16 protein-coding genes are annotated in these 18,663 nt (G+C 60.8%); 5 read left to right on the top strand and 11 right to left on the bottom strand.

The window, feature by feature from the left end; genetic code table 11:
- Window positions 1–100: 100 nt before the first annotated feature.
- Window positions 101–1,309, bottom strand: coding sequence for an aminotransferase-like domain-containing protein (locus ACWGTI_RS20255; protein ID WP_454588835.1), 1,209 nt, complete (start codon window positions 1,307–1,309; stop codon window positions 101–103).
- Window positions 1,310–1,564: 255 nt separating this feature from the next.
- On the opposite strand from ACWGTI_RS20255, the gene ACWGTI_RS20250 reads away from it, so the two are divergent.
- A complete protein-coding gene (locus ACWGTI_RS20250) occupies window positions 1,565–2,305 on the top strand; it encodes a sulfotransferase family protein (protein WP_454588744.1) in 741 nt (246 codons plus the stop codon).
- A 202-nt stretch (window positions 2,306–2,507) separates the two neighbouring features.
- Here ACWGTI_RS20250 and ACWGTI_RS20245 read toward each other — a convergent pair whose 3' ends face one another.
- On the bottom strand, window positions 2,508–2,663 hold the full coding sequence (locus ACWGTI_RS20245; RefSeq protein WP_181060164.1) for a DUF1127 domain-containing protein: 156 nt from the start codon (window positions 2,661–2,663) through the stop codon (window positions 2,508–2,510).
- Between the two features lie 519 nt (window positions 2,664–3,182).
- Here ACWGTI_RS20245 and ACWGTI_RS20240 point away from each other — a divergent pair.
- On the top strand, window positions 3,183–4,160 hold the full coding sequence (locus tag ACWGTI_RS20240; RefSeq protein WP_454588743.1) for a nucleoside hydrolase: 978 nt from the start codon (window positions 3,183–3,185) through the stop codon (window positions 4,158–4,160).
- A gap of 30 nt (window positions 4,161–4,190) precedes the next feature.
- Here the strand turns inward: ACWGTI_RS20240 and ACWGTI_RS20235 are convergent, their stop codons facing one another.
- Window positions 4,191–4,838: a class I SAM-dependent methyltransferase gene (locus ACWGTI_RS20235; protein WP_454588742.1), complete on the bottom strand. Its 648-nt coding sequence runs from the start codon at window positions 4,836–4,838 to the stop codon at window positions 4,191–4,193.
- Window positions 4,839–5,020: 182 nt separating this feature from the next.
- Between ACWGTI_RS20235 and ACWGTI_RS20230 the strand changes: the two genes are divergently transcribed.
- Both ACWGTI_RS20230 and ACWGTI_RS20225 read left to right on the top strand, forming a co-directional pair.
- Window positions 5,021–7,198, top strand: coding sequence for a tetratricopeptide repeat protein (locus ACWGTI_RS20230; RefSeq protein WP_454588741.1), 2,178 nt, complete (start codon window positions 5,021–5,023; stop codon window positions 7,196–7,198).
- A gap of 44 nt (window positions 7,199–7,242) precedes the next feature.
- Window positions 7,243–9,429: an adenylate/guanylate cyclase domain-containing protein gene (locus ACWGTI_RS20225; protein WP_454588834.1), complete on the top strand. Its 2,187-nt coding sequence runs from the start codon at window positions 7,243–7,245 to the stop codon at window positions 9,427–9,429.
- A gap of 12 nt (window positions 9,430–9,441) precedes the next feature.
- Here ACWGTI_RS20225 and ACWGTI_RS20220 read toward each other — a convergent pair whose 3' ends face one another.
- The 7 genes from ACWGTI_RS20220 to ACWGTI_RS20190 all read right to left on the bottom strand — a co-directional run bounded on the left by ACWGTI_RS20220 (window position 9,442) and on the right by ACWGTI_RS20190 (window position 16,150).
- The gene (locus ACWGTI_RS20220; protein WP_454588740.1) at window positions 9,442–9,945 is read right to left on the bottom strand and encodes a YHS domain-containing (seleno)protein; all 504 of its coding nucleotides are present in this window, start codon (window positions 9,943–9,945) and stop codon (window positions 9,442–9,444) included.
- A gap of 12 nt (window positions 9,946–9,957) precedes the next feature.
- On the bottom strand, window positions 9,958–10,548 hold the full coding sequence (locus ACWGTI_RS20215) for an ankyrin repeat domain-containing protein (protein ID WP_454588739.1): 591 nt from the start codon (window positions 10,546–10,548) through the stop codon (window positions 9,958–9,960).
- Window positions 10,549–10,681: 133 nt separating this feature from the next.
- Complete coding sequence (locus ACWGTI_RS20210) at window positions 10,682–11,752, bottom strand: adenylate/guanylate cyclase domain-containing protein (RefSeq protein ID WP_454588738.1); 1,071 nt, start codon at window positions 11,750–11,752, stop codon at window positions 10,682–10,684.
- Window positions 11,753–11,755: 3 nt separating this feature from the next.
- Window positions 11,756–12,250 (bottom strand): Rab family GTPase, encoded by a 495-nt coding sequence (locus tag ACWGTI_RS20205; RefSeq protein WP_454577858.1) that lies wholly within the window; start codon window positions 12,248–12,250, stop codon window positions 11,756–11,758.
- A gap of 11 nt (window positions 12,251–12,261) precedes the next feature.
- A complete protein-coding gene (locus ACWGTI_RS20200; protein ID WP_454588737.1) occupies window positions 12,262–14,940 on the bottom strand; it encodes an OmpA family protein in 2,679 nt (892 codons plus the stop codon).
- A gap of 7 nt (window positions 14,941–14,947) precedes the next feature.
- The gene (locus ACWGTI_RS20195) at window positions 14,948–15,613 is read right to left on the bottom strand and encodes a hypothetical protein (protein WP_454588736.1); all 666 of its coding nucleotides are present in this window, start codon (window positions 15,611–15,613) and stop codon (window positions 14,948–14,950) included.
- Between the two features lie 306 nt (window positions 15,614–15,919).
- Window positions 15,920–16,150, bottom strand: a complete 231-nt coding sequence (locus ACWGTI_RS20190) for a hypothetical protein (RefSeq protein WP_454588735.1) — start codon at window positions 16,148–16,150, stop codon at window positions 15,920–15,922.
- Window positions 16,151–16,395: 245 nt separating this feature from the next.
- On the opposite strand from ACWGTI_RS20190, the gene ACWGTI_RS20185 reads away from it, so the two are divergent.
- Window positions 16,396–17,436: an aminopeptidase gene (locus ACWGTI_RS20185; RefSeq protein WP_454588833.1), complete on the top strand. Its 1,041-nt coding sequence runs from the start codon at window positions 16,396–16,398 to the stop codon at window positions 17,434–17,436.
- A gap of 37 nt (window positions 17,437–17,473) precedes the next feature.
- Here ACWGTI_RS20185 and ACWGTI_RS20180 read toward each other — a convergent pair whose 3' ends face one another.
- Complete coding sequence (locus tag ACWGTI_RS20180) at window positions 17,474–18,619, bottom strand: ROK family transcriptional regulator (protein ID WP_454588734.1); 1,146 nt, start codon at window positions 18,617–18,619, stop codon at window positions 17,474–17,476.
- Window positions 18,620–18,663 lie beyond the last annotated feature (44 nt).

The raw sequence follows: 18,663 nt of genomic DNA, 5'->3' as shown, positions 1-18,663 counted from the left end.
CCCCACAACAAATGAAGGCTGGGGTAGATAAGGGTCGGCGCCCTGTGCGCGGCGACCCCTTCTGGCTGCCGGCCATCTCCCCCTCAAGGGGGGAGATTAGCTACCCCATCAACCTCGCCAGTCGCGGCACACCCTCACCCACCGCTCTGCTGTCGGCCAGGGTAAAGCTCATCCGCATCGTGTTGCGTCCCGAGCCGTCGGCGTGGAAGGCGTTGCCCGGCACGAAGGCGACGCGGGCTTCCTTGACCGAGTGGGCGAGCAGCGCTGTGGCGTCCGCGCCTTCGGGCAGCGTCAGCCAGACGAACATGCCGCCTTCAGGGCGGCTCCAGCTCACACCGTCGGGCATTTCGGCTTCGAGCGCGGCAAGCAGAGCATCGCGGCGACCGCGGTAGGCGCCGATCAGTTTTTCCACCTGGCCGTCATACACGGCCTCGGAGACGCGGTGCATGACCAACTGGTTGATCGAGGGGCTGTGCAGGTCAGACGCCTGCTTCATCAGCACTAGGCGCTCGACGACGCGGCGAGGCGCGCAGACCCAGCCGACGCGCATGCCCGGCGACAGAATCTTCGAGAACGAACCGCAATAGAGCGTGCGGGCATTGTCGATACCGCCCGAGCGCTCGCAGTCGAGCGCCAGGATCGGCGGCTCGCCCTCACCGTCATAGCGCAGCGCGCGATAGGCGGCGTCCTCGATCACGGCGATGTCGAGCTCGCCAGCGAGATCGAGCACCGCCTCGCGTTGCGCGCGGTTCAGCGTCTCGCCGGTCGGATTGGCGAAATCCGGCACGAGATAGGCGAACTTTACCTTGCCGCCGGCAGCGGAAGCCGCCGCCTGGTAGGCGGCCGGCGTCATGTTGCCGCCGTCCGGCGTCAGCCGGTCGTAGCGCGGCTCATAGGCATTGAAGGCCTGCAGCGCGCCGAGATAGGTCGGCCACGTCACCAGCGCGGTGTCGCCGGGCGACAGAAACAGTTTGCCGAGATAATCCAGCGCCTGTTGCGAGCCGGAGGTGATGAAGATGTTGTGCTCGTCGCAGCCGATGCCGAGCTTGCCCATCTGGCCGGCCAACCAGCGCCGCAGCGGCAGATAGCCTTCCGAGACCTGGTATTGCAGTGCTGTGCCCGCATCCGGGCCGCCGAGCACCGAGGCATAGGCATCGGCGATGGCCTGCGAGGGAAACAAGGCCGGATCGGGAATGCCGCCGGCAAAGGAGATGATGTCGGGCTGGTCGAGCAGTTTCAGCAGCTCGCGGATTTCCGACGCCTTCATGCGCGAGGCGCGCGACGCCAACAGGTCCATCAAACTCATCAGCCCACCTCCCGGGATACGGCATCTGGTCCGGCATGATCGTTCCGGCCATGCGAATTTAGGTCAATCTGGCTGACCTATTATCAGGCTCCCTCACCCGCTGGAATAGCCAGAAAGCCGTTCCGCGTGGCCCAGGCGAAAAAGCAGAGACATTTTTATCGCTCAACGTGGAAAATTGTTGCGCGTCCAAAGGCGCGGATGCAACCTCATTCCTGGCTGGGCCGAACAAAAAGAAACCGGTCCAAAGGGGGATGCAAAATGACACTCGAGCTTATCGGGGCCGGCTTCGGCCGCACCGGCACATGGTCGACCTTTGCCGCGTTGAACAGGCTCGGCCTTCCCAGCTACCACATGCAGGAAGTCATCCTCAACAAGGCCAACAAGGGCCATCTCGACTTCTGGCGCAAGGTGGCGAACAGCCCGCCCGGCAGCCAGCATGACTGGAACCGGGTCTTTGCCAACTACAAGGCGACGGTCGACAATCCCGGCTGCTGCGTGTGGCGCGAATTGATGGCCGCGTATCCCAACGCCAAGGTGCTGCTCACCCTGCATCCGCGCGGTGCCGAAGCCTGGTACGACAGCACCATCGACACCATCCACTTCACCGAGACGCTGTGGCAGTTCAAGGTACTGGAATGGCTGACGCCGTTCGGCCGCAAATTCGGCGACATGTCGCACAAGCTGGTGTGGGGCCGCACGCTTGCCGGCGTGATGGACGACCGCGCCAAGGCCGTGGCCCGCTACAACGCCTACACTGAAGAGGTGAAGGCCGCCGTGCCACCGGAAAAGCTCCTGGTGTTCAAGGTCAGCGAAGGCTGGGCGCCGCTGTGCGCCTTCCTCGGCGTACCGCTGCCCAACGAGCCCTTCCCCAACCTCAACGACCGTGAAAGCGTCAAGAAGATCATCCGCGACATCATCAAGGGCAGCTACATCATGCTGGGGCTGTCGATCGCGGCGATCGTGCTTGTGCTCGCGGCGCTGTGGTGGTGGCTGGGGTAGCGCTGCCGCTACTTGCGCGTGATCCACTCGAGGATATTCGGCTCGACGTCTTCGTGGCCGGTCAGGTCGCGAACCAGGCGGCAAGCGCACTCCACCGCTCTTCCGGACATTGCCTTCCACGACCGGAGGGCGACGACCCCGCCTTCCCTTTGCCAGAGGGCTGCGCACCTGTGCGATTTCGGCGCTGCGACCACTGCCTCGCCTAGAACGGCAGCCTTATCTCGTCGATCGCCTTCGACTCCGTCCAGCCAATGTCCTTCTGGATCTCCGTCGGCAACGCATTCAGTGCCCGCACGGTCTTCCTGTGCTTGCTGGCGCGCGCGAAGGCGGCGCGAATTCTGGTGAGACTTTCAAACATCGGTAACCCCTATGCAGCAGCAGAGCGTTGCCTCGGGCAGGCTCTTGAACCGCTGATGTAACCGATCGATTACGCGGCAACGGTGAAACGCTTCACGTAGCGATGCCGGCCGGAAACATTTGTATGCAAATTAGTTGGGGAATGTGAGAGGCGCTACGAAGGGCCAGAGAACCCACATCCAACGATGTCAAACACTTGGCTTGCTTGCCTGACGTGTCGATTCAGCAGCCGTTGGCTAGCTCTTATTCCGGAGCCTGCGAATCTCCGGATGGGGCTTGCTGGGCGGTCCGGGCAGACAGCCGGCCTTTGCGGACGAGCGTCGGTTTTGAATATTCTTTCTTCATGCCGGCATCCTCCGGCCTGGCGTTGGAAATAGCAAGGCCCCTCCCGCGACCTGGCCAGGCTGCCGGCGTCGGGCAGAGCGGGTTGGCACTACATCTGTCGAGGAAGAGAACCTTGACGACGCAAACACGCCAGTCTCTTGTTCCGGCAAGCTCGGTCGAGGGAGGAGGTACCACCATGGAAAAGATCATCCTGGACTGCGACCCTGGGCATGATGATGCTATCGCCATCCTGCTGGCGGCAGGCAATCCAAACATCGATCTCCTCGGCATCACGACGGTTTCGGGCAACCACAATGTCGAGAACACCACGCGCAACGCGCTTTCCGTCTGCACCGCCTATGGCATCAAGGTGCCGGTGGCGAAAGGCTCTCCCGGCCCGCTCCTCATCGACCAGGTGCTGGCCATCGAGATCCATGGCGAGACCGGGCTCGACGGCCCCGTGCTGCCGCCGGCCTCGTTCGAGCTCGACAAGCGCCACGCCGTCGACTTCATCATCGACACGGTCATGGCGCATGAGCCGAAGACGATCACGCTGGTGCCGGTCGGTCCCTATACCAACATCGCGCTTGCCGTGCGCAAGGACCCGCGCATCGTCGAGCGGGTGAAAGGGGTCGTCGCGATGGGCGGCGCCTATACCAGGGGCAACATCACGCCCGCGGCGGAGTTCAACATCTATGGCGATCCGGAAGCAGCCGACGTGGTGTTCCGGGCCAAGTGGGACGTCACCATGGTGGGTCTCGACCTGACGCAGACTCAGGCCCTGGCAAGTCCGGATCTTCAGGACAGGGTGCGCGCCGTCGGCGGCCCGATGGCCAAGTTCATCCTCGATATATGGGAGTTCATCGCGACCACCCATGGCGGCCTGCTGCAAATCGAGTATCCCGCCATACATGATGCATGCTGCGTCGCGGCCCTGATCGATCCCACCATCATCACCACCGAGAAAGCCGATATCCGCGTCGAGCTCGCGGGACGGTGGACCAAGGGCATGACGGTCTGCAATTTCGAGAAAATGGGCGGCATGCGCCATTTCGGAGGCTCGGCGAGCGAGCAGACCGACTTCCGCCACACCGTGGCGATGAAGCTCGACCATCCGAAATTCTGCGATCTGATTGTGGATGCGCTGGAGCGGCTCACCAGGCAGAAGGCGTGACGGCTGACCGTGGCCGCAGAAGAACCCGGCCTATAGCTTCCTGAAAAAGCCCGAGAGAATATTCGGCCCCGCCTCGCCCGGCCGCAGCCTGATCCCGTCCTCGAAGCCATTCAACGTCACGCATTCAAAGCCATGGTGCGCGAGCAGCGCCACCAGCGAGTCCGGGTCGAAATGGTGCAAATGCTCGTTGGGCAGACGCATGCGCCACGTCTCAAACCACGCGTCGCCATCGGCGCCGAGCTCACGCCAGCGGCAATAGGGCACGGCGATGGCCAAATGACGGGTCTGAAGGCGGGCGAGGAAACCCAGGTCAGGAATGTGCTCGAGCACGTCGAACATGGCGACGAGGTCCCACGAGCCGGCGAGCGCCTCATCCCAGTCGACAAAGCGCACGCCCTTGGGCAGCGGAAATCTGGTGACGTCGCAGCCGGCGCAATCGGCAACCCCGGTAATCTTCGCGGCTTCGATAAACGTGCCGGTACCATAGCCGATCTCCAGCACGGACCGCGGTATTTCACCGGTGATGCCCAGCACCCAGCCAAGCCGCTGATAGCCGAGCTTGATGGTGCGGTCGCTCAGATCCTCGTAGTAGGACATGTATTTCTTGTCGTACTTGATCGGCGTGACATCGATCTGATGGATCACGCCAAACCGATCGATCTCATAATTGTCCAGCATTGACGTACGGCCTCCCGGGAGTGCGAAGCCTTACATGGTGGAACTGAACGCAAAGTAAGTGCCGAGGGGTACGTGGTTGCATTGACCCCACTGCCCCGAGGGGCCGAGCACGCTCGCAATCAAAGAAGTACTAGAATACGCTCGTCGGCGAAGCTTTGACTAGGGAGGCGGGACACCCGCACATGGAGCGACGGCTCACCGCAATCCTTGCTGCCGATGTGGTTGGCTACAGCCGCCTCATGGGCGAGGACGAGGTAGGCACGCTCGAACGATTGAAGGGTTGCCGTCGCGAATTGGTCGACCCCGCGATCAAGGAATTCCACGGTCGCATTATCAAGCTCATGGGCGATGGAGCGCTGGTCGAGTTCGCGAGTGTCGTCGATGCCGTCCAGTGTGCTGCCATCATCCAGCGCCGGATGGCCGATCGCAACAAAGGCACCGCCGATGCCCGGCAGATCCGGTTTCGGATCGGCGTCAATCTCGGCGACGTCATCGTTGACGACAATGACATCTACGGCGATGGCGTCAACATCGCCGCTCGCCTCGAGGCTATGGCCGAGCCGGGAGGGGTCTGCATCTCCGGAACCGCATTCGATCACGCGGTCCACAAGGTGGATGTCGGCTTTGCCAGTCTGGGAGAGCAGCGGCTCAAGAACATCGCCGATCCGGTTCGCGCATATCGGCTGCTGCTGGATCCCGCAGCCTCGGGCAAGGTCGTAGGCGCCCCACACCGGCCGGGCCTGCGCGTCATGATCCTGGCAGGCGCCGCCGTCCTGGCGATGGCCGCGATTGCCGCCATTTTTGCATGGCCGAAGTTCTCGGTGGCATCGCGGCCATCGGTTGCCGTGCTGCCGTTTGCAAACCTCGGCGGCGACCCAGGCCAGGACTATTTCGTTGACGGCATCACCGAAGACTTGATCACCGACCTCACCAAGCTTTCCGGTCTGGACGTCATCGCGCGCAACTCGGTGTTCGCCTACAAGAGCAAGCCTGCGGCGCTGGCGGATGTCGCGCGCGACCTTGGTGTCCGCTTCGTCGTCGAGGGGAGCGTCCGCCGCACCGGCGAGCAGATCCGCCTCAATGCGCAGCTCATCGATACGGCAACGGGCGACAATCTATGGGCCAACCGGTTCGACCGTGGCATGGAAGGCGTGTTTGCCGTCCAGGACGAGATGAGCGGCGAGATCGCCAAGGCGCTCGGCATGCAACCTTCGGCAGCGGAAAGCGAGCGCATGGCGCGCCCGCCGACCGAAAACCTCGAAGCCTACGACTTCTATCTTCGGGCTGAGCAGACAGCACGGACCGGCCGGCGCGACGGGTTGCGGGAGGCGCTTGCGCTCTACGACAAAGCGGAGAAGCTTGATCCCGCTTTCGCAGAAGCCTTCGCGGCTGATGCAAGCGCAACAGTCTTTATCTGGCGCGAATCGTTCCACGACGTCATCCAGAGCGCGCCTGCGCGCAAGCGCGCCTATGAGAAGGCAAGCCGCGCGCTGCAACTCGACCCGGACCTTTCGTCGCCTTATGCGATTCTTGGCATCATGCAGGTCGTGGATCGCCGCTACGAGGAAGCCATCGCTTCGGCCGAGCGAGCCGTCGCACTCGGCCCCGGCGATGCGGAGACGCAAATAGCTCTTGGATACGTGCAACTGTTCGCCGGCAATCATGCCGAGGCAACCGCGGCGGTCGAGACAGCGCTCAGGCTCGATCCCAACCTTTCACCCATCAACCGGCAAATTGCCGGTCTGGTCTTTCTCAGTCAAGGTAGCAACGACAAGGCGATCGAAGCGCTCGAACGCACCCACCACGATGCGCCATCCGTCGGCGATTTCACGATCACGCTTGGTGCCGCCTACGCCCGCGCCGGCCGCCTGCAGGATGCGAGGGCGGCGGTCGTCGAGGGACTGCGCGCCATGTCGGAATCGGGGTTCGATTCATTGTCCGCAATTCGGCTCAACGGTGCGCAATACCGCAACCCGCAGGATTTGGCTCTCATCGTCGACGCGTTGCGGCAGGCGGGTTTGCCAGAATGGCCGTACGGCTTCACCGGCGACGAGCACAACCGCTTGAAGGGCGAGGAGATCGCCTCGCTGGTGCTCGGCCATACGCTGCAGGGCCAGCTTGAACCTGGTCTCCAACCAGCCTTCCTTCAGATCGGGGGCGACGGCAAGGCAGCCTTCCGCTCCACGACGCGGCTGATCACTGAAACCGTCCGTGTCGATGGCGATCTCTTGTGCGAGCTGAGCGAGAATATGTTCGGGCGCCCCGACTGCGGTCCCGTCTACAGACGCCGCGAGGATGGAAGCGGCGGCTATTCCTTTGTCAATTCAAGCAAGGTGTTTCACTTCACGGTGGCTCAGTAGATGCACGCGTCTCATTGATATCTCAGCACTCGCGGATGGAAGGTATGGAGCGAAGGCTTACCGCAATCCTTGCTGCCGACGTTGTCGGATACAGCCGCCTCATGGGCGAGGACGAGGTAGGCACGCTCGAGCGGTTGAAAAGTTGCCGCCGCGAACTGGTCGACCCCGCGATCAAGGAATTCCACGGGCGCATGATCAAGCTCATGGGCGACGGAGCGCTGGTCGAGTTCGCGAGCGTCGTCGATGCGGTCCAGTGCGCTGCCATGATCCAGCGCCGGATGGCCGATCGCAACAAAGGCACCGCTGATGCCCGGCAGATCCGGTTTCGCATCGGCGTCAATCTCGGCGACGTCATCGTTGACGACAATGACATCTACGGCGATGGCGTGAACATCGCCGCTCGCCTCGAGGCTATGGCCGAGCCGGGAGGGGTCTGCATCTCCGGAACCGCATTCGATCACGCGGTCCACAAGGTTGATGTCGGCTTTGCCAGTCTTGGCGAGCAGCGGCTCAAGAACATCGCCGATCCGGTTCGCGCCTATCGGCTGCTGCTGGATCCCGCGGCCGCAGGGAAGATCAAGGTGGCAGTTCGCCGGCCGGTATCCTCGCGGGCGATCGGGATGGCAGGAATAGCGGTGCTGTTCGTCGCGCTCCTTGCAGGATTGTTTGCGTGGCAATCGAGGACATCTTCCCTGACCGACCGACCATCGGTCGCCGTGCTGCCGTTTACAAACCTCGGCGGCGATCCGAGCCAGGACTATTTTGCCGACGGCATCACCGAGGATTTGATCACCGACCTCACCAAGCTTTCCGGTCTCGATGTCATCGCCCGCAATTCCGTCTTCGCCTACAAGAACAAGCCTGCGGCGCTGGCGGACGTCGCGCGCGACCTTGGCGTCCGCTACGTCGTCGAGGGCAGCGTCCGACGCACCGGCGAGCAAATCCGCGTCAATGCCCGGCTCATCGACACAGCAAGCGGCGATAATCTGTGGGCCAATCGGTTCGACCGCGGCATAGCTGGAGTGTTCAGTGTCCAGGACGAGATGAGCGGGGAGATCGCCAAAGCGCTCGGTATCCAGGCTTCGGCAGCGGAGAGCGAGCGCATGGCACGCCCGCCTACGAATAATCTCGAGGCCTACGATTACTATCTACAAGCCGAGACCGCGTCACGCAGCGGCCTGCTGGCCGGTCTGCGGGCGGCGCTTGCGCTCTATGAGAAGGCGGAGGGGCTCGACACCGCCTTCGCAGAAGCCTTTGCAGCCGACGCGCGCACGACCGTCTATGTCTGGCGCGAGTCCTTCAACGACATCATCCAGAGCGCGCCCGCACGAAAGAGAGCCTATGAGAAGGCGAGTCGAGCTTTGGAACTCGACCCGGACCTTTCGTCGCCCTATGCTATTCTCGGTATCATGCAAGTCGTGAATCGCCGCTACGAAGATGCGATTGCCTCTGCCAGGAAGGCTGTTTCAATCGGTCCGGGCGATGCAGAGGCGCAAGCAGCCCTCGGATATGTTCAGTTATACGCCGGCAATCACGCCGAAGCGGCCAATGCGGTCGAGACGGCGCTCAGGCTCGACCCCGACCTTTCAGCCATCAACCGGGAAGCTGCCGGGCTGGTTTTTCTTCTGCAGGGGAATGTCGAGAAAGCGATCGAGACGCTCGAACGCACACGCGACGACGCGCCCACAGTTGCCAACTTTCGGTTTACGCTCGCTGCGGCGTATGTCAGCGGCGGCCGTCTAACGGATGCGAAAGCCGCAATTGCCGATGGGCTCCGCCTCGGAAAAGGGTCCAGCTACGTGGACTCCTTGGCTGGGTGGCAGATGACTCAACATTTCCGGAACCCGCAGGATCTGGCGACCATCGTCAATGCGCTGCGCCAAGCAGGACTACCTGAATGGCCCTACGGCTTTACCCCGGACGAACACGACCAGTTGAAGGGTGCGGAGATCGCGACCCTCGTCCTTGGCCATACACTGCAAGGCCAGATCGAACCCGCACTACGACCAGCCTTCCTTCAGATCGGGAGCGACGGCAAGGCGGCCTTCCGCACGACGACGCGGCTGGTCACCGAGACCGTCTACGTCGATGGCGATCTCTTGTGCGAGCAAAGCGAGAACCTGTTCGGGCGCCCCGACTGCGGTCCCGTCTACAGACGCAATGACGCAGCCGGCAAAGGCTACTCCTATGTCAATACAAGCAAGGTGTTTCACTTCACGGTGGTTCAGTAGGCGAACCTGGTCTCAGTGATACTTGTCGAGCTCCAGATTGGCCGCGACCTGCGGCCAGTTGGCATCGGCTTTCGGGATGTTTTCAGCCGCATGCGCGGCGAAATCATCCGCATTGTCGACGTCGTAGATCAGGTAGAGCTTGCCGTCGATAATCTTGAATGCTTCCGGATCGACATTGACCGTGACCCCACCGCCCACGACTTCTCCGGCACAGTAGCCGCCATATTGAGGAGCGTACTTGACGGGTTCGCTCATGAACATTTCCTGGTGCTTCTTGCTGGCGAAATGCCAAGGGGTCCCCAGCCATTCATAAGTGTACTCTTCGGAGCCCTTCACGGCCTTGCCGTCAGTGAAGTAAGCGACCGTGTCGTAGCCCATGATCGCCACACCGCCGAAATAGCCGGTGTTTACCGAATCGTCGGCCCGGGCCGATCCCGCACCGGCGACCGCAGCGACCACGGCCAGAGCGGCCGCCCCCAGATTCCGAACCAGGCGTGACTTGATCATCGTTCTCATCTGCATCCTCCGTCAGTCGTGGATCTCGGCGCACTTCGCCGCGTTCGCCTCGCCAAGGATTTTGGCTTGGCAGGTAGCACCATGGCGTTTCAACAGTCGTAAGATGTCCTTGTTGCCCTTCCAGAATGCGCGCGATGTCGGCATGTAGCCATGAGCCTCGGGATGGTTCACATCGGCACCTTTGGCGATAAGGAACTCGGCCAGTTCAAGGTGGTTTTCCTCGACGGCCACCAACAGCGGCGTAGCGCCCGCCTTGTTGGCGGCATCGTCGAGCACCGCGCCTTTTTCCAAAAGCAGCTTGGCGATCGGCAGGCTGCCCGAGAAGGCCGCCGCGTGAAGTGGGGTAAAGCCACCCGAGTTACGCGCCATGACGTCGGCGCTCTTGCCCACCAGGAACGCCGCAATTTCCGGCTGGTTGTCGAGCGCTGCGGCGATGAGGAGGGTTGCCTGGTCGCGTGCCCGGCTGTCGACCTCGGCACCGCCTGCCAGGGCCTGCTCCACCGCACCCTTGTCGCCAGCGGCGACGGAGTCGAACAATTGCTCACCTGCGGCTGCTGTCGTAGCCGCCAATACCAGCATACCAAGTGCCAGCATTCCGCGCATGACGCAGAAATAGCATATTAGCCTGGTGTCATACAAGCTGGATCGGGCTCACCGGGACAGATGCCGGCGGACGGCGCGTTCGGGCTACCTTGCCGACGCAGTGCGCACAAGGGTCGGCGCTACCAAGCGGCAATCAGGCCGGGAGCCGCCACATTCGGACGTGGCCCGCACCACGCAATTCCGTTTCCCCGAGTGGGTCGCAAACAAACTTTGGTCCGAGCAGTTGGTGCGTTGCGTCCGAAATACGGATTTCATCGGGCTCCGCGGACGTTTGAATGCGCGAGGCGAGATTAACGGTCTCGCCCCACAGGTCATAGGCGAACCGCCTCTTGCCTATGACGCCCGCGACGATCGGCCCTGAGTGAATTCCAATTCTGAGCCTTATCGGTTCTCCTGCGAAACGTTCGCGCTTGACCGCCTTGCGCAGCTCAAGCGCATAGCGCGCGAGGGCCTTTGCATGATCGGATCGCGCGGTGGGCAGGCCACTGACCACCATCACACAATCGCCGATTGTCTTGATCTTTTCGCAGCCGTATCGTTCAGAGAGCCGATCCGCCGCCTTGAAAAAGTAATTCAGAATAGCCAGCGTCGTCACGGCTCCGACGCTCCGCGCTCTTTCCGTAAAACCGACGATGTCGGCAAAAAGCACACTCACCTCTGCGTGGTTGTCGGCAATCTTCTTGTGCGCTTTTAACCGCTCCGCGATCGACGCCGGAAGAATGTTGAGGAGCAGGTTTTCGGCGCGCTGGTATTCACGCGCCAATCCCTCCTGGCTCTTCCTCAACGCCTCGTTCGCCGATTGTAATTTCTCGTTGAGTTGACGCTCCCTTTCTTGCAGGAGCGTCATCTCATAAGCTTTCTGTTGAAGCCGCTGCCTGTTGGCGCGTTCGACGCTGGCGTCAAGAAAGAGCAGCCACGTGTAGCCATTGTCAGAAAAAAAATGAAGGTCCGCGACACGCCCGCTGGGCAGCTCGACCATGGGAATATGAAACGGAAGTTCCGGGCAAGGCAGCAGCCCTTCCATGAACTCAAGCTGCTCGGCAACAGGCTTGCCAATGCGAAGCGACGACAGTCCGTGATGTTCAACATTACCGCCCTTCGCAGCCACGCAAAGCTGGGCGTCGATTTTCACATAAGCGACAGAGTGCCCATTGTAGAAGAAATTGAAAATCCAATTTACGACTTCTTTTGGCAATCCATGCATGGTCTATTTTGCGACCATCAAAGCAAGTTGATGAAACGCATCATCAACATGCTGACCTGAGAGCGCACTTGTCAGATAGATTTGCCATCCACGCTGCCTCAGTTCGTCAATCTCACTATCCGATATTTCCCACCGATCGGCCAAATCGGATTTGTTGATCAGCAATACAAACGGCATAGCGCCGAACTCGGCCTCGACCCGTTCGCGCAGCGTGACCGCCACCGCAAGGGTGGCGGCGCGGGTTCCATCGACGACAAGGACGAGCCCGGTTGCACCGCGAACATAGCTGACACGAAATGAGCCGATATCGTCTTCGCCGGCCAAATCCCACAAAATCAGATCCACGGTTTTGCCCGGGAGTTCGACACTCTTCTTGTCGATTTTCACTCCCACCGTGGTCAGGTAGGTTTCTGAAAAGATGCTTTGCACAAACCTGCGAACCAGACTCGTCTTTCCGACAGCGAAGCCGCCCAGCATGCAGATCTTTTTTTGCAACATTTCGGGCTCCGCTAGTCCAGGTTCACAGTAATCGAAACCCGGCGGTTGGTGGAGCTCCCGTTTTGACTATTTTCAGGTACCAGCGGCTCAAAGGTGCCCGCGCCCCGAACCAGCAGCAGTTCCGGAGCAACGCCGCGCTTGTTGAGAAGCGCACGAACTGTCTCGGCGCGGGCGGCGCTGATCGACGCGTTGGCCGTCTCGCGGCCCGTGGTGTCCGAATGGCCGGTCAACATGAACCGCGCTGTTACGCCCGACTTGCGGGCATTTTGGGCGAATACCTTTATTTGATCCGCCAACCTGTCGAGAACCGGCGTTTGCTCCGGTCCCGGGACAACTTTGCCGGAAGAGAAGAAGATATCGGTCGTCTGGATGGCCTCTCTCAAATAATTCAGTTCTGCAAGATTCAGCTCGCTCAGCTGCGAGACATCCAGAACCACTCCGTCCGCCGAAAGTTGTTCGGCGGCGGCCTGCGCCCGGCTGATCCAGCCGGCAGGAGCCTCACCGACGGCAACGATGCGACCCTGGACGATCGAAAGCTGAACCGATTTCGGCGGGTTTAGCGACGCCGTCAGCCGCTTCACCACGAACTTCGGATCAAGGCTCTGGTAGAATTGCCACTGTGAATGAACGCGGGCAGGATCAACCTGCGTTCCGGACAGCAGCGCTTGCGGGTCGACGGCAAGCGGGTCTCTCAGGCCGGAAATGTAGAAATGTCCGCCCCTCGCCGTTTGTTGGGCGACGATGATTCCCGGTTGGGCCTCAAGTCGCGACACATAATACTGCCAGTGCTCCGCCGAGCGTGCATCGGGACTCACGTCACGAACCTTGGAGATGTCGAACTCCGGTCCCCCTGCCGAAAGCTGTCGGGCCGCTGCGCGCGCCCGATCTATCCAGGTGTCGGGAGCCTCACCTTCGGCAACGATGCGACCATTGACGACCGAAAGTCGTACTGTATCCGGCGGATACAGCGACGCCGTCAGCCGCTTCAACACGAACTCCGGCTCAAGGCTCTCATAGAACTGCCATTGCGAATGAACCCGGCCGGGATCGACCTGCGTTCCCGACAACAGCGACTGCGGGTCGGCGCCAAGCGGGTCTCTCAAGCCGGCGATATAGAATTGGCCGTCGCGTATCTTTTGTTCTGCAACGATGATGCCCGGTTGGGTCTCCAGTCGCGACACATAGGCCTGCCAGCGCTCCGCCTGACGTACTTCGGGGCTTACGTCACGGACCCCGGAGATATCGAAGACCGGCCCGCCTGCCGAAAGCTGCTGGGCCGCTGCGCGCGCCCGATCTATCCAGGTGTCGGGCGCCTCGCCTTCGGCAACGATGCGATCATTGACGATCGACAGTCGTACTGAATCCGGCGGAGCCAGCGACGCCGTCAGCCGCTTCAACACGAACTCCGGCTCGAGGCTCTGATAGAATTGCCACTGCGAATGAACCTGGGCGGGATCGACCTCCGTTCCGGACAACAGCGACTGCGGGTCGGCGGCAAGCGGGTCTCTCAGGCCGGCAATATAGAATTGGCCATCGCGCACCTGTTGTTCGGCAACGATGATGCCCGGCTGGGCCTCCAGTCGCGACACGTAAGCCTGCCAGCGCGACACGTAAGCCTGCCAGCGCTGCGCTGATTGCCAGGAAAGAAAGTACCAGCCGCCTGCCAGACTCAAAAGCAGCAGAGCCACGGCCGCCACCAGCCACGGAAATCCCTCGTTTGATTCCTCCTGCTTCAGCTCGACGCAGGTCTGCAACTGCGTCTCTACGCCAATCAACTGCGAACCGTCGCCGTCAAACTGTTCTAAAGCCTGTGAGCTTTCCTCATGGATGCGAAGCAATACATCGCGAATTATGTCGTGCAATTCCTCCGGCGGATTTCCCCGGATCACCGAAACCAGGGTCGCAAACGGTCCAACTTCCGACCAGAGTCGAAGGTCGCCGAAACGAATGGTGTCCAGGCCGCTCTGCTCTTTCTCGTTAAACGAGTCCTTCACAAAATCCTGAATTGCACTAAGCATCGAGGAAATGAGCTGAGGATCTTCGCTCGTCGCATTATCGGCCGTCACATGCGCTATCAAAAGCCCAGAATTGCGATGAATGAGAAAGGCATGCTCTATACGATAGACAAGAGAATGCTTCAGAACAACTTGCGAGAAACTAGCGCCCGTTCTCCAAGCTTCAAATCTCCACTTGAGGCCATGCCAGGTAAATATATGCCTTAAAGTTTCATTCAGCGACTGAAAGGTCTGGTCGATCTTTTCCCCGATCGACTTGCGAATTGCCGGCAGAAACACCGGGTATAAGATATCCGTCAGTGTGCGCGGGCTCTTCTGGATCGACCGCTGCACAGCCCTTTCGACAGCTGGCGCAAGCGCCTCGCCGAGTTGCGTGTGAGACGCTCGCGCTGTCGCACTGGGAAGAACGTCGCCCACTGCTGCCGCAAGCTGCTCCGGTTCGTCCAGCAGATGCGTGACTCGTGAAAGCTCCGAAATTTCGCGGCTGACCAGCAACTGGCGCAGCGTTTCCATGCGAGGATCGGCGGTTGGAACTGCCTCGAAACGCGCACGGTAGTCCGGATCAACGTTCCGGGCAATTTCGATCAAAAGACGAGCCAGAGCCTCGCGATCAATCTCTGTATCGTTCGAGGCTGTTCTTTTCGGTAGGTTGAGTGGGTCGACGGTTGACGTCAAGGTCCCATCAACTCACTTTCCAGCTACGGTCCGAGCTGCTCTTGCTGCCGACCGGATCCTGATTCAGAGCTTTTGCAACCTCGACAAACAAGCCAGCCAAAAGGTTTCGGTCGGTCTTGACGTTGCTGAGATCGGCAAACATTTTCTCGATCAGCATCTGAACGCCTTCATTCTTCTGCTTGATTTCCTCACGCAGCGAATGATCGTTTCGATTTATCCGGTCCGAAACGTCGCGCTCAAGCGCGCTCAGTTGATCCGACAAGGCGCGCACCTGCTTTTCAAGTGCCTGGTTTTGCTCGCGAAGATTCCGATCAATCTCCTTGTCGGCGTCGGCTCGCGAATCTTTTTCGGTCCGCAACTGCCCCGCAAGCGAATCGATCTGCTTCTTTGCATTCGACTCGTACATTTCGAGATTGCGCTTGGCTTCGGATTCGACATCCTTGAAGCGCTGCAAGACCCGTTCTTCAAGCTTGGAAAAACGGCGGTCATAGTCCTGCATCTGGTTGCCGAACAGCAGATCACGTATCTTGTCGACACCTACGGCGTCGCCGGCGCCGCCGTTCTCACGAGCCTGGACTCCCAGGAAGTTCAGCCCGTTACCTTCTGCGTTACCTAGGAGATTTGCGTCCGCCTTCTTTTCTGAAGAAACGGTATTCGTAGATTCCTTTGCCATGCTTTTGCCCTTCCATCTGAACACCTGCCACGGTGTAAAACCCCATAAAAAACAGAGCATGTCAGCAAAATACCCGGCTCGCAAGCGGGTATCTCTTGACTTAGGCTGATTCGTGAGGCAGCCGGTTGCCGCGTCACCGACTCGACAACGGGCGTTTAGGGCGAACCATTTCAAATGGCGGCAGCGGCAATTGCAATATAGCGTTCAATGTTGCTCGGTAAGGACCACGTCATCAATTATACCGCAACACTGCGGGCGTTTCCGGTCTGGGTTTTTTCCAGGAGCTAGTCGACTCGCGCGGCTCTGCTAGTTCGAAAAGCTCACGCTCACGCCACGCTGCCTAAAATAAGCCTGCATCAACTTGCGGCCCTGGCGGTTGTTCTGCGCCAACTTGCTGGGATCGAACACCGCCTGTTTTATCCCTTCCCGTGCCAGCGCCGCCTTGAGCGTCGCGATATGGGCGTCGATGTCGGCATTGTCCGCCCGAAGCGAGGCATAAATGCTCTCGGTCGCCTGGGCCACGGTCGGTTCGCTCACAGCTGTCGTCCTTTGGTTGGTCGAGCGGCGGCTTAACACAGATTCGCGGCTCCGCCGATACCGGTGGACCTCCGTCCATCGAAGGCGAATGGCCGCATTGCCAACCCTGCCGAAGTCGAAAGTCAGACCCACTGCCCCTGTAGAGCTTGACGAAAATCGGTGCGCCTGTTTGAGAGCGGAGGATCGAGACATCGATTCATGGGGAGATGGGCAAGGGTGGGCAAACCGTGAAGCGCGTTCTTCGGATGCTTGCCGCGGTGATTATGGCGTCCGCAGTGGCCGGCTGCACCAGCATTTCCTACTACGCGCAGTCGCTGGAGGGCCATGTGCAGATCATGGCGGCGCGCAGGAATGTCGGGAAGCTCATCCATGATCCTTCGACGCCCAAGGCCTTGCGCGCCAAACTGACATCGGCGAGCGCCATAAGGCGGTTTGCGACAGATGAACTGGCGTTGCCCGACAACAGCAGCTACCGCAGCTATGTCGACATCCATCGGGACGCCGTGACCTGGGCGGTTTTTGCCGCGCCGCAATTCTCGCTCACGCCACGCACATGGTGCTTTCCGGTTTTTGGCTGCGTTCCGTACCGCGGATACTTCTCCCGGAAATCCGCCGCTGAAAGTGCTGTAGAACTTCATCGACTGGGACTGGACGTCTATGTCACGGGCGTCACCGCCTATTCCACGCTGGGCTGGTCCAGTGATCCGCTGCTGAGCACCATGCTACGTCAGGACGACACCTATCTGGCGAGCCTTGTTTTTCACGAGCTGGCGCATCAGCGCCTCTATGTGGATGGCGATTCCGCATTCAACGAGGCGTTCGCCGTTGCCGTCGAAACCACCGGCGTCAGGAAGTGGCTCCGCGCCGCCGGCGATCGGGCCGGATTGCGCCGCTACGAAGCCGATCGCAAGCGCAGCGCCGATTTTCTCGGACTGGTGTCGAAAACGCGCGACGAGTTAAGGCAGGTCTATGAGAGTCCCCGCACCCCGGAGCAGATGGCGGCTGCCAAAGCAGCCGTGATCGACAGGCTGCGGATGCGCTACCGGCAGATGCGCAACAAAAACTGGGCCGGATACCGGGGATACGACGCCTGGTTCAATGCCCCGATCAACAACGCGAAGCTCGCCGCGACGGCCGTCTACGGTGAACAGGTTCCGGCCTTTCTTCGCTTGTTCGACTTGTGTTCGGGCGATTATCCGAGGTTTTACGCTTCTGTCCGGCGGATCGCGGATTTGCGGCAACCTTCCCGTGCCGAAGCGCTCAAGGCGGCCGATACGTGCAATTGATTTGAACGAGCACGGCGCTCCGGCCTGATGCTGACGATCACCCCAGCGACAGTTCCTTCGTCTGGTGTCTCAGCACGAGGCCGACCGCGCCGAGCAAGGCATCGTTCTCGGTGTGCTTGCCGACGATTATGCGTGTGCGCAGGGCCGGAGCGACATCGCGGGACTTGATGAGCGTGTGGCGTTCATAGGACGCGATCAGCGGCGTCAACAGAATGTCGCCTGCCAAAGCCATGTGCCCGCCGATGATGATAAGCGGCGGATTGAGCACCGAGCCGATCAGGCCGAGACCGCGGCCGGCGGTCTCGGCGGTATCCTCGATCATCCGCAACGCCCTGACGTCGCCCTCTTCGGCCATGGTGATGACATCGTCCATGGTGACTTGCCGCCGCACGACACGCGAAATCTGTTCCAACGGCCGGGCAAAGCTTGCATAGAGCTCCAGACATCCGCGATTGCCGCACCGGCAAAGATCGCCGCCGGGATCGATGCTGATGTGCCCGAATTCGCCGGCGCCACCGGCGATGCCCGTCACCAGCCGGCCTTGCTGGACAATGGCCCCGCCGACACCCAGATCGATCTTGAACAGCACGAAATCGTCCTGGCCGACGGCCGCCCCCCACATCAGCTCGGCAATGGCCGAGCAGTTGCTCTCATTGTCGGCGAAGATCGGCTGTTCCAGGACGGGTCCGAATACATCCCGTATGTTGACGCCGGCCCATGTTGGAACCATGCTCGCGCGCAGCACAACTCCATCGCGGCTGACCGGGCCGGACACGGAGACACCAACCCCCAGGAGCCCCGCCACCGGCAGACCGTTTTCCTTGTAAGATTGGGCAATTGCCGATTTGACCATCTGGGCCGCCTGTTGCGGCTGGTAGTCCAGAGGCATGGAGATAGTTTGTTCGGCAATGACGGAATGCGAGACATCGGCGACGATGAGCCGTATCTCCTGAAGAGCCAGGTGGATTCCGACGCAGGTGCCCGCCGTCGGATTGAGCGTAACGGCCGCGGCTGGTCTGCCGATACCTCTGATACCATCGCCGCTGGCGGGGGCTTCGATGACCATCCCCGACTTTCTCAAGCCGTTGAGAGCAGTCGAGACCGTCGAGCGCGCCAGACCGGTGACGCGTGCGATCTGCGACGCCGAGAGGCCGCCGCGCTCGCTCAGGCAGCGCACGATCATGCTCTCCGGCGACGCGGACGGTCTGTCGATCAGCCAGGTTCTAA

The sequence above is a fragment of the Mesorhizobium sp. ArgA1 genome, from assembly GCF_053714375.1.
Note: the sequence above shows the minus strand (reverse complement) of the source record. Positions and strands in the feature narration are given on the sequence as shown.

Bases quoted from the DNA above. Each gene is read 5' to 3' on its own strand.
- ACWGTI_RS20235 (WP_454588742.1), bottom strand. From the start codon at position 4,838: ATGCTGGACAATTATGAGATCGATCGGTTTGGCGTGATCCATCAGATC.
- ACWGTI_RS20245 (WP_181060164.1), bottom strand. From the start codon at position 2,663: ATGTTTGAAAGTCTCACCAGAATTCGCGCCGCCTTCGCGCGCGCCAGC.
- ACWGTI_RS20250 (WP_454588744.1), top strand. From the start codon at position 1,565: ATGACACTCGAGCTTATCGGGGCCGGCTTCGGCCGCACCGGCACATGG.
- ACWGTI_RS20195 (WP_454588736.1), bottom strand. From the start codon at position 15,613: ATGGCAAAGGAATCTACGAATACCGTTTCTTCAGAAAAGAAGGCGGAC.
- ACWGTI_RS20225 (WP_454588834.1), top strand. From the start codon at position 7,243: ATGGAGCGAAGGCTTACCGCAATCCTTGCTGCCGACGTTGTCGGATAC.
- ACWGTI_RS20180 (WP_454588734.1), bottom strand. From the start codon at position 18,619: ATGATCGTGCGCTGCCTGAGCGAGCGCGGCGGCCTCTCGGCGTCGCAG.
- ACWGTI_RS20185 (WP_454588833.1), top strand. From the start codon at position 16,396: ATGCTTGCCGCGGTGATTATGGCGTCCGCAGTGGCCGGCTGCACCAGC.
- ACWGTI_RS20210 (WP_454588738.1), bottom strand. From the start codon at position 11,752: ATGCATGGATTGCCAAAAGAAGTCGTAAATTGGATTTTCAATTTCTTC.
- ACWGTI_RS20240 (WP_454588743.1), top strand. From the start codon at position 3,183: ATGGAAAAGATCATCCTGGACTGCGACCCTGGGCATGATGATGCTATC.
- ACWGTI_RS20220 (WP_454588740.1), bottom strand. From the start codon at position 9,945: ATGAGAACGATGATCAAGTCACGCCTGGTTCGGAATCTGGGGGCGGCC.
- ACWGTI_RS20230 (WP_454588741.1), top strand. From the start codon at position 5,021: ATGGAGCGACGGCTCACCGCAATCCTTGCTGCCGATGTGGTTGGCTAC.
- ACWGTI_RS20205 (WP_454577858.1), bottom strand. From the start codon at position 12,250: ATGTTGCAAAAAAAGATCTGCATGCTGGGCGGCTTCGCTGTCGGAAAG.
- ACWGTI_RS20215 (WP_454588739.1), bottom strand. From the start codon at position 10,548: ATGCGCGGAATGCTGGCACTTGGTATGCTGGTATTGGCGGCTACGACA.